General features: G+C 69.8%; 10 protein-coding genes. 7 read left to right on the top strand and 3 right to left on the bottom strand.

Annotation, left to right across the window (positions count from 1 at the left end; genetic code table 11):
• Window positions 1–418: 418 nt before the first annotated feature.
• The 4 genes from JAO81_RS40430 (at window position 419) to JAO81_RS40415 (ending at window position 4229) form a co-directional block, all read left to right on the top strand.
• A complete protein-coding gene (locus JAO81_RS40430; RefSeq protein ID WP_199553004.1) occupies window positions 419–589 on the top strand; it encodes a Trm112 family protein in 171 nt (56 codons plus the stop codon).
• 199 nt (window positions 590–788) lie between these two features.
• Complete coding sequence (locus tag JAO81_RS40425) at window positions 789–1922, top strand: SIS domain-containing protein (RefSeq protein WP_199553003.1); 1134 nt, start codon at window positions 789–791, stop codon at window positions 1920–1922.
• 72 nt (window positions 1923–1994) lie between these two features.
• On the top strand, window positions 1995–3146 hold the full coding sequence (manA, locus tag JAO81_RS40420; protein WP_199553002.1) for a mannose-6-phosphate isomerase, class I: 1152 nt from the start codon (window positions 1995–1997) through the stop codon (window positions 3144–3146).
• 114 nt (window positions 3147–3260) lie between these two features.
• Window positions 3261–4229 carry a cation diffusion facilitator family transporter gene (locus JAO81_RS40415; protein ID WP_199553001.1) on the top strand — a complete coding sequence of 323 codons (969 nt, stop codon included), beginning with the start codon at window positions 3261–3263 and terminating at the stop codon, window positions 4227–4229.
• A gap of 104 nt (window positions 4230–4333) precedes the next feature.
• Here the strand turns inward: JAO81_RS40415 and JAO81_RS40410 are convergent, their stop codons facing one another.
• Window positions 4334–6433 carry a PTS fructose transporter subunit IIABC gene (locus JAO81_RS40410; protein ID WP_199553000.1) on the bottom strand — a complete coding sequence of 700 codons (2100 nt, stop codon included), beginning with the start codon at window positions 6431–6433 and terminating at the stop codon, window positions 4334–4336.
• A 417-nt stretch (window positions 6434–6850) separates the two neighbouring features.
• On the opposite strand from JAO81_RS40410, the gene ahcY reads away from it, so the two are divergent.
• Together ahcY and JAO81_RS40400 are read left to right on the top strand one after the other, a co-directional pair.
• The gene (gene ahcY / locus JAO81_RS40405; protein ID WP_199552999.1) at window positions 6851–8308 is read left to right on the top strand and encodes an adenosylhomocysteinase; all 1458 of its coding nucleotides are present in this window, start codon (window positions 6851–6853) and stop codon (window positions 8306–8308) included.
• A gap of 259 nt (window positions 8309–8567) precedes the next feature.
• Window positions 8568–9182, top strand: a complete 615-nt coding sequence (locus JAO81_RS40400; protein WP_199552998.1) for a hypothetical protein — start codon at window positions 8568–8570, stop codon at window positions 9180–9182.
• 48 nt (window positions 9183–9230) lie between these two features.
• On the opposite strand, the gene JAO81_RS40395 is transcribed toward JAO81_RS40400, so the two are convergent.
• A complete protein-coding gene (locus JAO81_RS40395; RefSeq protein WP_199552997.1) occupies window positions 9231–10214 on the bottom strand; it encodes an RDD family protein in 984 nt (327 codons plus the stop codon).
• 89 nt (window positions 10215–10303) lie between these two features.
• Here JAO81_RS40395 and JAO81_RS40390 point away from each other — a divergent pair, with 89 nt between their 5' ends.
• A complete protein-coding gene (locus JAO81_RS40390; protein ID WP_199552996.1) occupies window positions 10304–11311 on the top strand; it encodes a stage II sporulation protein M in 1008 nt (335 codons plus the stop codon).
• 103 nt (window positions 11312–11414) lie between these two features.
• Here the strand turns inward: JAO81_RS40390 and JAO81_RS43210 are convergent.
• The coding region (locus tag JAO81_RS43210) for a hypothetical protein (RefSeq protein ID WP_233416603.1) at window positions 11415–11739 on the bottom strand (325 nt) is incomplete at its 5' end.

The following is an 11739-nucleotide window of genomic DNA, read 5'->3' as shown; positions in this document are numbered from 1 at the left end:
CTTTCGGCCCCTGCGGGGCTCGAGCAGCCGGGGTTCGGGGGTGCCAGGGTCCGGGGGCGGAGCCCTCGGTGAGGGCAAGGGGCGAAGCCCCAAGGGGGGTGCAGGGGGCGCAGCCCCCGCGGCCCACCCACCAGGGGCGGACCCCATCGCGGGCCCACCCCCCCAGGGGGCCCCCCGCCGGGGGGGCCCGGGGGCGAGCCCCCGGTTTCGGGAAGGGGCGGGTGGGGGGAACGGCCCGCCGCAGGCACAACCAGCCCGCACCCGGCAACGAGCCCGCACCCACCCCCGCCCGACTCCGCACCCACCCTGGCCCGCCCCCGGCCCGAGCCCCCACCCCACCCCAAGACCCCGCACCCCACCCCACACAGCGATACCCTGACGTGGTCAAACCACCTGTTCGAAGGGACGGACACCCACCATGCCGCTCGAAGCCGGACTCCTCGAGATCCTCGCTTGCCCGGCCTGCCACGCCCCCCTCAAGGAGGCGGACGCCGAGCTGATCTGCACCGGCACCGACTGCGGCCTGGCCTACCCGGTCCGAGACGGCATCCCCGTCCTGCTCGTCGACGAGGCCCGCCGCCCGGCCTGACACCGGCCGCGGCGCGCGGTACGGGCGCGCGGTACGACGGAGGCCACCCCCGACCTCGTACGAGAAAAGCCGCAGCGCCCGGCACGAAACCCCCGCACAAGCCGAAGCCACCCGCACAAGCCGAAGCAACCCGCACAAGCCAAAGCCACCCGCACAAGCCAAAGCCACCCGGCACCCAGCGATCGGAGGCCCACCGCCCGTGCTAGACGATTCGCTGCTGGACACCCCCGACGCCCTCGCCCGCGCCGACCGCAGAGGCCTCCTCCGTGGCGCGGCGGAGGCGGGCGCCAGGGTGCGTACCGCGGTGCGGTTCGCGGAAGAAGCCGGCGTCAGCCAATTGCGCCCCGAGGGCCGCCCCCGGGCGATCCTCATCGCGGGCCCAGGCGCCGCCTCCGTATGCGTCGCCGACCTGATCGCCACCCTCGCCGGGGGAGCCTGCCCGGTCACGAGGCTGCAGCCCACCGGCGTGGCCCCCGCCGCCGGAGCCCTGCGCTGGGCCCTGCCCGGCTGGGCCGGCCCGGTCGACCTGCTCCTGATCGCCACCCCGGACGGCACCGAGCCCGGTCTCGAACTCCTCGCCGAGCAGGCGTACCGAAGGGGCTGCGCGGTCACCTCGGTGGCTCCCGCCGGAACCCCGCTGCACGAGACGGTCGCGGCCAAGCACGGCCTGGCCGTACCGATGGCGAAGAGCCTCCACGCCGAGTACGAGGAGGGCGCGGCCGCGGGCCCCGACGCCTTGTGGGCGCTGCTCACCCCGTTGCTCGCACTGCTCGACCGCGCCGACCTGATCGAAGCCTCGCCCGAGACCCTGCAGAAGGTCGCCGACCGCCTCGACAGCACCGCGGAACGCTGCGGCCCCGCGATCGCCACGTACAGCAACCCGGCCAAGACCCTCGCCGCCGAGCTCGACGACTCCCTGCCGCTGATCTGGACCGAGGGCCCGCCCGCGGGCCCGGTCGGCCGCCGGTTCGCCGCGATGCTCGCCGAGATCGCCGGCCGCGCCGCCCTCGCCGGCGAACTGCCCGAGGCCCTGCCCGCCCACGGCGCTCTCCTGACCGGCAACCTCGCCGCGGGCGGTGACCCGGACGACTTCTTCCGCGACCGCGTGGAGGAGACGCAGGCGATGCGCGCCCGCGCCGTCCTCCTGCGCGACGCCCCCACGGGCGGTCTGAGCGCCGCCCCGGCCGCCCGTGAACTCGCGCTCGGCCACGACATCGCGATCAGCGAGCTCGAACCTCAGGAAGGCAGCGTTCTCGAAACCCTGGCGGAGCTGATCGCCGTCACGGATTTCGCCGCCGTCTACCTGGCGCTCGCCTCGGGGGGACGATCATGAGCGTCACCTCAACCGGCCTCCCGGTGCCCGTCCCAGGCGCCTGATTCCCGTACGTACGAAGGAAATCCCCTCATGGACCGCCTCAGCAACACCATCCGCCCGTACGCCTGGGGATCGGCCACCGCGATCCCTCAGCTGCTCGGTGTGGAGCCGAGCGGCGAACCGCAGGCCGAGATGTGGATGGGCGCCCACCCCGGCGCCCCCTCGCTCCTGGAGCGCGGCCCGCTCAACGAGGTCATCGACGCCGACCCGGAAGCCGAACTGGGCGCCGAGGCCGTGGCGAAGTTCGGCCCCCGGCTGCCGTTCCTCCTCAAGCTGCTCGCCGCCGGCGCCCCGCTCTCGCTGCAGGTGCACCCCAACCTCGCGCAGGCGAAGGAGGGTTACGCGGACGAGGAGCAGCGCGGCGTCCCCATCGACGCCCCGTTCCGCAACTACAAGGACGCCAACCACAAGCCCGAACTGATCTGTGCGCTCACCCCGTTCGACGGCCTGTGCGGCTTCCGTGACCCGAACGAGGCCGCCGACCTGCTGGCCGGCCTCGGCGTCGACTCCCTCAAGCCCTACGTCGACCTGCTGCACGCACAGCCCGAGGAGGCCGCCCTCCGTGAGGTGCTCACCGCCGTGCTCAGCGCCGACAAGGACGCCATGACCGCCACGGTCACCGAGGCCACCGCCGCGGCCGAACGCCTCGGCGGCGCCTACACCCCGTACGCGAGCATCGCCCGCCACTACCCGGGCGACCCCGGCGTGATCGCCGCGATGCTGCTCAACTACGTCCAACTGCAGCCCGGCGAAGCCCTGTTCCTCGGCGCCGGCGTCCCGCACGCGTACCTCAACGGCCTCGGCGTCGAGATCATGGCCAACTCCGACAACGTGCTGCGCTGCGGCCTCACCCCCAAGCACGTCGACGTCCCCGAACTCCTGCGCATCGTCCGCTTCGAGGCCACCGACCCGGGCGTCCTGCGCCCCGAGGCCGGGTCCGACGGCGAGGAGGTCTACGAGACCCCGATCGACGAGTTCCGGCTCTCGCGCTACGTCCTGGCGGAGGGCTCCGCCGCGCGCGAGGTGACCGCCCGTACGCCGCAGATCCTGCTGTGCACGGCGGGCACGGTGACCGCGGGGGAGTTCGGACTCGCTCCCGGCCAGTCCGTCTTCGTCCCCGCGGGTGAGACGGCCGAGATTTCCGGAAACGGCACCATGTTCCGCGCCACCGTGGTGGCCTGACGCGCCGTCCGCTCCGACTGCTGCAACAATGGCGCACCGCACGGCCCTGAGCGGTCGTGCGGTCCATTGCGTACACGGCGTACGCGGCAGCAGTGCGAAGGGACATCGGGCTAGATGAGCGCGTCAGGCGGCACCAAGGCGATCGTGGCGGCACTCGCCGCCAACCTCGCCATCGCGGTAGCGAAATTCGTGGCCTTCATCTTCAGTGGCTCCTCGTCGATGCTCGCGGAGAGCGTCCACTCGCTCGCCGACTCGGGCAACCAGGGCCTGCTGTTGCTCGGCGGCAAGAAGGCCCAGCGCGCGGCCACGCCACAACACCCCTTCGGGTACGGGCGCGAGCGCTACATCTACGCCTTCCTCGTCTCGATCGTGCTCTTCTCGGTCGGTGGCATGTTCGCCATCTACGAGGGCTACGAGAAGATCAAGCACCCGCACGAGATCACGCACTGGTACTGGCCGGTCGGCGTCCTGGTGTTCGCGATCATCGCGGAGACCTTCTCCTTCCGTACGGCCATCAAGGAGTCGAACGCGATCCGCGGCAAGCAGTCGTGGAAGGAGTTCATCCGCCGCTCCAAGGCGCCCGAACTCCCCGTCGTCCTCCTCGAAGACCTCGGTGCGCTCGTCGGTCTGATCCTCGCCCTCGTCGGCGTCAGCCTCGCGCTCGCCACCGGCGACGGCGTCTGGGACGGCATCGGCACCCTGTGCATCGGCATCCTGCTGATCATCATCGCGATCGTGCTCGCGGCCGAGACCAAGTCACTGCTCCTCGGTGAGTCCGCGGGGACGGAGGAGGTCGCCAAGATCGAGGCCGCGATCGTCGACGGCGACACGGTCACCCGCATCATCCACATGCGTACGCTGCACCTCGGCCCGGAAGAGCTGCTCGTCGCCGCCAAGGTCGCGGTCCAGCACGACGACACGGCCGCCGAGGTGGCCGCCGCCATAAACGCCGCCGAGGAGCGCATCCGTACCGCCGTGCCGATCGCCCGCGTGATCTACCTCGAGCCGGACATCTACAGCGAGTCGGCGGCCGAGGCCGGCGGCAACCCGGCGAAGTCGCCCGGCGGGCCTGCCGGTCACTGATTTCTTCCTGTACGAGGAGGGCTCTTCCTGTACGAGGACGGGCTCCAGCTGTACGAGGACGGGCAGTAGCCGTACGTACGAGAACGGGGTGTGCCGGGCGGGCGCTACTGGATCTCGCGCAGCACGTCCAGGATCGCCGCCTCGTCCGGCGCCGACTGCAGCCGCTCGCGGAAGCCGGTGTCCATCAGCTTGCGGGAGAGCAGCGCGAGGATCCGCAGATGCTCATCACCGGCGGCGGCCTCCGGCACGGAGATCATGAAGATCAACTTGGCCTTCGTACCGTCGAGCGAACCCCACTCCACGCCCTCGGACGACCGGGCGAACCCGACGATCGGGGCGGTGACCGCATCGGTTTTGGCGTGCGGGATGGCGATCTCCTCGCCGAGGCCCGTGGTGCCCTGAGCCTCGCGGCGCAGCGCTGTCTGCACGAGCTCCTCGGTGTCGGTCACCTTGCCGGTGGTGGCCAGCATGTTGGCCATCTCACGGATCGCCGCCTCCTTGTCGTCGGAGGCGAGCTGGACCTTGACGGTCTGCTCGGTGAGATAGCCGGAGAGAACCTCGTCGGCGGGTGCGGAGCCCGCAGTACCCGCAGTGGCGACCCGGGCGGACTTGGCGCCGCCGGGGGTGGCGGGGGAGGCGGTACCGGCGGCCGCCGCAGCGGCTCCGGCGGACTGCGCGCCCGCACCGACTCCGGCCATCGCGGGCTCGGGACCGCCGAGCTCGGCTGCCTTGCCGGCCTCCTTGCGGGCCTTGATGCCGATCAGAGCGTTGGTGGTCAGTGCTGTGACGACCGTACCGGCGATGATCGCGACGAAGAACATCAGCACACCGCTGATGGCACCGAACAGCGAGACGATCGGCCCACCGTGCGGCACGGAGTCCTCGACGCCCGCCACACCCGCGATGGCACCGGCGACCGCGCCACCGAGCATGTTCGCCGGGATGACTTGGGCTGGTCGTGCTGCCGCGAAGGGGATCGCTCCCTCGGAGATACCGAAGAAGCCCATGAACAGAGCCGCGAGACCGGTCTCCTGCTCCTCCTGCGAATAGAGCTTCTTGCGCAGCAGCGTGGCCAGACCCTGGCCGAGCGGCATGACGGGGATCGCGGCCGCGGCCATACCCATCACGGCGTTGTTGGTGCCGATGAGACCCACGGCCACGAGGAACGCCGTCTTGTTGACCGGCCCGCCCATGTCGAAGGCGATCATGAGACCGATGATGGCGCCGAGCACGATCGCGCTGGAGCCGGTCATGCCGTTCAGCCAGTCCTGCAGCTGCGTGAACAGCCAGGAGACCGGCTGGCCGATCAAGTAGATGTAGAGCAGGCCGACGACCAGCGTCGAGACGATCGGGATCACGATGATCGGCATGATCGGCGCAACGACCTTGGGGACCTTGACCTTCTTGATCCACATCACCAGGTAACCGGCCATGAAACCGGTGACGATGGCGCCGAGGAAGCCCGCGTTGGCATCGGCGCCGTAGATGCTGGTGGCATCGGCGGCGAGGAAACCGCCGATCATGCCCGGCACGAGCGCGGGCCGGTCCGCGAGTGCGTAGGCGATATAGCCGGAGAAGATCGGGAGCATCAGCTTGAAGCCGGTCTCGCCGAGCTTTTGCACGTAGAACCAGAAGGTGCCCTCGGGCACCACAAGGCCGCCCTTGGCGTCCGCGTGCCCGCCCAGGGACAGCGAGACCGCCAGCAGCAGACCACCCACCACGACGAACGGGATCATGTACGAGACACCGTTCATCAGTGCCTTGTACGCGAGGCTGCGCTCCTTGCCGCCGCCCGCACCGCCACCGCCGCCGGAACCGCCCGCCGCGCCGCCGGAGCCGCCGCCCGAGTAGACCTTGGCGCTCTGCACCTCGGCGATCAGCTGCTCGGGACGGTGGATACCGTCCGCGACCGGGACCGTCAGGAGCTTCTTGCCGGCGAAGCGGTCGAGGTCGACCTCCTTGTCGGCGGCGACGATGATGCCGTCCGCTTCTCTGACATCGTTGTCAGTGAGGACGTTCTCGGCGCCGATCGAACCCTGCGTCTCCACCTTGATGTCGACGCCGAGCCCCTCGGCCGCCTGCTGCAGCTTCTCGGCCGCCATATACGTGTGAGCGATACCGGTCGGGCACGCGGTGACCGCGAGCAGCTTGAGCTTCCGCCCATCGGGCCCCACGCCTGCGGGGGGTTGCGCTGGACTGGTCACGTATATCTCCTCAAGCGTTCGTCGGCACCGCACCGGAGTGCGGCTTTCGGCCTACTACATCCTGCTATAGGCGGTCTGGGACCCTATAGCCAGGCCTGTGGGCAAAAGTCTAGAAGGCCTGCCCCCGACAAGCCTTCCGGGCCCCGCAGCCCACGAGGCTACGTGCCGGGGGCGGGCTACTGCCCGCTGGGCCGATCGGTGTAGATTCGTGACCTGACAGACGTCGCTGCTGATGGCGGTCGGGCGGCCCCGCGATTGGGCCGTCCGAGGGAGAGAGGGCCTCCGACGGACTGCGCTGCGAGCTACCGGGTGCATTTCTGTGTGCCTGCGCGGGCTGGTGTTGTGCCTGCGCGTCGCGTGCCCGCGCCGCAGCCGCTCCATGCCCGCAAACCGTCTCCGATCTGGGAGCAGCCTCACATGACCACTCTTGTCAATGGACAGGACTTCAAGGTCGCCGACCTCTCGCTGGCCGAGTTCGGCCGCAAGGAGATCACCCTCGCCGAGCACGAGATGCCCGGCCTGATGTCGATCCGCAAGGAATTCGCCGCCAGCCGGCCGCTGGCGGGCGCCCGCATCATGGGCTCCCTGCACATGACCGTGCAGACCGCCGTGCTCATCGAGACCCTGGTCGCCCTGGGCGCCGAGGTCCGCTGGGTGTCCTGCAACATCTTCTCCACGCAGGACCACGCCGCCGCGGCCATCGCCGTCGGCCCGAACGGCACGCCGGACAACCCCCAGGGTGTCCCGGTCTTCGCCTGGAAGGGCGAGACGCTCGAGGAGTACTGGTGGTGCACCGAGCAGGCGCTGACCTGGCCCGGCACCCCCACCGGCGGTCCGAACATGATCCTCGACGACGGCGGCGACGCCACCCTCCTCGTCCACAAGGGCGTCGAGTACGAGAAGGCCGGCAAGGTCCCCTCGGTCGACACCGCCGAGAACGACGAGCACCGCGTCATCCTGCAGCTCCTCAACCGCACCATCACCGAGGGCTCCGACAAGTGGACGAAGCTCGCGTCGGAGATCCGCGGCGTGACCGAGGAGACCACGACCGGTGTGCACCGGCTGTACGAGATGCACCGTGACGGCACGCTGCTGTTCCCGGCCATCAACGTCAACGACGCCGTGACGAAGTCGAAGTTCGACAACAAGTACGGTTGCCGCCACTCGCTGATCGACGGCATCAACCGCGCCACCGACGTCCTCATCGGCGGCAAGACCGCGGTCGTCTGCGGCTACGGCGATGTGGGCAAGGGCTGCGCGGAGTCGCTCCGCGGCCAGGGCGCCCGCGTCATCGTCACCGAGATCGACCCGATCTGCGCGCTGCAGGCGGCGATGGACGGCTACCAGGTGACCACGCTCGACGAGGTCGTCGACAAGGCCGACATCTTCATCACGACGACCGGCAACAAGGACATCATCATGGCCTCCGACATGGCCAAGATGAAGCACCAGGCGATCGTCGGGAACATCGGCCACTTCGACAACGAGATCGACATGGCCGGCCTCGCGCAGATCCCGGGCATCGTCAAGGACGAGGTCAAGCCGCAGGTCCACACCTGGAAGTTCCCCGACGGCAAGGTCCTCATCGTGCTGTCCGAGGGCCGCCTGCTGAACCTGGGCAACGCGACCGGCCACCCGTCCTTCGTGATGTCCAACTCGTTCGCGGACCAGACCCTGGCCCAGATCGAGCTGTTCACGAAGCCCGAGCAGTACCCGACCGACGTGTACGTGCTCCCCAAGCACCTCGACGAGAAGGTCGCCCGCCTCCACCTGGACGCGCTCGGTGTGAAGCTCACCGAACTGCGCCAGGAGCAGGCCGACTACATCGGCGTCAAGGTCGAGGGCCCGTACAAGTCGGACCACTACCGCTACTGATCCCTCCACCGACGGCCCGTACCGCCCGGGTGCCTGCCGGCCCGTACGCCCCTGCGAGCAGGACAAAGACGTACAGCCGGCAGGTCGCCCGTGGCGAAAGCCGTCGCCGATCGGCAGGAGCAGCTGTCATCGGTCGACGTCAACAGCCGTCACCGGCGGAGCACTTGGCGCAAACGCAGGCCCTCGCCCCTCAGGCGGGGGCCTGCCCGCGTGCAGGCCCGGTCACGGCCCGCACAGGACCCAGCAAGGACCCGACCTCATGCCCCGCGGCCGTTATTCGCTCCATGATCCGCACGATCACACCCCCCTCGGTGAAGAGCACTTCCACTGCGCACCCGGCCCTTCCGGCTGGCGCTACGTCTCCCAACTGACCTCCCCCTCCGGCGACTTCACCGGCTCCGTCGACCTGGCCGTCGACGAGCTGGGCCGCCCGATCCGTCTGGAACTCCACGCCAGTGACTGGCAGGTGCGCGGCGCCGCCATCGACGGCGTGACCTGGGTGCGCACCGATCCCACCGGCGAGCACGCCACCGAAGGCAATGTCCGGGCCCATGCCTTCAGCGGCGCCTCACCCGTGTTCCTGATCGCCACAGCCCGATTGCTGCGTCTCACCCCCGACTCCCCCTCGAAGCGCGTCCGCCTCGTCCGCTTCACCGACCCCGTGCTCGCCCCGCGCACCCTCGACCAGTCCTGGTCACTGCTGAAAAGCGAAACACACGCCACTGACAACGGCCCGCTGGCCGTGGACGAATACCAGGTCAGCGACCTGGACACGGGGGAGCAGCACGCCGTGCACCTCGCCGGGGACGTGGTGCTCGCAGCACCGGGCATCGAGCTCGAGGATCTGGAGTCACCGCCGTCGGTGTTCCCGTAAGTCCGCTCTCAGGCAAGGGCGTTACGAGAGGGCCGAGCCCACACCCGCTCAAGCAGGCGGCGCGAAACCGGTCTTGGGCGGCACGTCCTGCGGCGCGGCACCCGGCGGCTCGGCGGCGGAGGGCCCGTAGGAGGGCTGAGCCGGCTGGTAGGTGGGCTGCCCAGAAGGGGGAGCGAAGGCCCCCGGCGGCACCTGACCGGCACCACCCGGCACCGGAGAACCGATCGACACAGCCCCGGGAACTCCGTACCCCGGCACAGATCCGGGAACTCCGTACCCCGGCACCGCCCCGAACGCCTTCCGCGCATCCCGAGCCTGCCGCTCGTGCACCACAGCCGCCAGGTAAGCGGCAGGCGGCACCCCTTGCGGCGCAGCAGCCCCCGTACAAGCAGCGAGATCCGCCGCGAGCCGGGCCGCCATCGACCACCCCACCTGCGGATCGAGCTGCCCCATCCGCGTCAGGTACTGCCGGATCGCCAGCCACAGCCCATCGGGTACGCCGGACAGGTCCAGCTCGGCGAAGCGCCCCATCAACCAGGGCGGAGGCGGCGGCACATAGGCGGTACGGGCCACAGGGATCCGCTCCCGTACGACAAGAGTCCCCGCGAACACATCCCCGAGCCGCCGCCCGCGCGCCGACACCAGGGAGGCGATACACGCGACGACCCCGGCCGTCCCGAGGATCTCGATCACCCCCATCGCACCGCGCACCAGCGCGTGCCGGAAGCGGATGGGCCCGCCGTCATCGCGTACGACGCGCAGGCCGCAGGCGAGCTTCCCCAGCGAACGCCCATGGCTCAGCGTCTCCACCGCGATCGGCCCGCCCACAAGGACCAGCACGAACGTGGCCACCGAGATCGCCGCCTGCGCCGCGCCGTCGAGGGAGCCGGCAGCGGCGAACAGAGCCACGGACACGGCGATGTACACACCGAAGGCCGCAGCCAGGTCGATGATCACCGCCAAAGCCCGGCTGGGCAGCCGCGCGGCGCGCAGTTCGAGCGCCACCGCCTCACCGGTCACCAGCTCACTCACGTGTCCCGCCCTTCCCCGCACTGCCCCTGGACCGGACAGTCTGCCAAGCTGAGGGCACATCGCGCCGCAGCAAGGGGAGCAGCCGCAGGATGGACCTGGACGTCTTCGTCACCGCACACCGTGCCGAATGGGACCGCCTGGACGCGCTCCTGAGCCGGCGGCGCCGGCTCAACGGAGCAGAAGCGGACGAGCTCGTCGCGCTGTACCAGCGCACCGCCACCCACCTCTCGCTGATCCAGTCCAGCGCCCCAGACCCTCAGCTGACCGGCCGCCTCAGCCAGCTCGTGGCCCGCGCACGCAGCGCGGTCACCGGCACCCGCCGCGCTTCATGGCGCGACGTCACGAGCTTCCTCGGCAACGGCTTCCCCGCCGCGATCTACCGCACCCGCCACTGGTGGGTACCCACAGCCCTGCTCTCCACCTTGGTCGCCGCACTGATCGGCTGGTGGATCGCCACCCATCCCGAAGTCCAGTCCGCGATCGCGGCCCCCGAGGAACTCCGCCGGCTCACCCGCCCCGGCGGCGACTACGAGACGTACTACTCCAGCCACCCCGCCGCGTCCTTCGCCGCCCAGGTCTGGACGAACAACGCCCAGGCAGCCGCGATGTGCCTGGTCCTGGGCGCCTTCCTCTGCTTCCCGGTGATCTGGATCCTGTTCCTCAACATGCTCAACCTGGGCGTGGGCATCGGCCTGATGTCCTCCGCGGGCCGCCTCGACACCTTCCTCGGCCTGGTCCTGCCCCACGGTCTCCTGGAGCTGACAGCCGTATTTGTCGCCGCCGGCACCGGCCTGCGGCTCGGCTGGACGCTCATCGACCCGGGTCCGCGCACCCGCCGCACAGCCCTCGCCGAAGAGGGGCGCGCGGCCTTGGGCATGGCCATCGGCCTGGCCCTCATCCTCTTCATCTCCGGCGCGATCGAAGGCTTCGTCACTCCGTCCGGCCTGCCCACGTGGGCCCGCATCACCATCGGCGTCGTCGCCGAACTCGCCTTTCTCCTCTACGTGTACGTGGTGGGCGGACGCGCGGTCCGCGCCGGCGAGCGCGGAGACGTGGCGGAGCCCGAACAGAGCGCCTCGGTGCCGATCGCCGCGTGATGTGCGTGCAACCCGTCTGACCTGCTACTGTCCTCTCCGCCCCAAGAAAGTCGTTGACACGGCTGGACGGGGGAGGTAGATTCGAACAGTTGCCTGGAACCGGTCAGGTTCGGCGGCAGAGTTTCATCTCTACATGCTTCGCAGGAAATTCATTCCTCACGAAGCCTCTCCGATTCATCAGAATCCAAGGCCGGTCAGACCGGTCGAGAAACTCTGATAAAGTCGGTCTCGCCGGAAAGGGAAACCGCCGAAAAGCGGAAACCCCGGAAAGCGAATCCCAGTCCGACTGGGAATCGGGCCCGAAAGAGTCTGATAGAGTTGGAAACACCGAAGGGAAGCCCGGAGGAAAGCCCGAGAGGGTGAGTACAAAGGAAGCGTCCGTTCCTTGAGAACTCAACAGCGTGCCAAAAGTCAACGCCAGATTGACA

The organism is Streptomyces sp. N35 (assembly GCF_016464295.1).
GTDB lineage: Bacteria > Actinomycetota > Actinomycetes > Streptomycetales > Streptomycetaceae > Streptomyces.
This window is presented reverse-complemented; position numbering and strand designations above follow the sequence as displayed.

Coding starts and splice junctions, on each gene's coding strand:
- JAO81_RS40430 (WP_199553004.1), top strand. CDS start 419: ATGCCGCTCGAAGCCGGACTCCTCGAGATCCTCGCTTGCCCGGCCTGC.
- JAO81_RS40415 (WP_199553001.1), top strand. CDS start 3,261: ATGAGCGCGTCAGGCGGCACCAAGGCGATCGTGGCGGCACTCGCCGCC.
- JAO81_RS40400 (WP_199552998.1), top strand. CDS start 8,568: ATGCCCCGCGGCCGTTATTCGCTCCATGATCCGCACGATCACACCCCC.
- JAO81_RS40390 (WP_199552996.1), top strand. CDS start 10,304: ATGGACCTGGACGTCTTCGTCACCGCACACCGTGCCGAATGGGACCGC.
- ahcY (WP_199552999.1), top strand. CDS start 6,851: ATGACCACTCTTGTCAATGGACAGGACTTCAAGGTCGCCGACCTCTCG.
- manA (WP_199553002.1), top strand. CDS start 1,995: ATGGACCGCCTCAGCAACACCATCCGCCCGTACGCCTGGGGATCGGCC.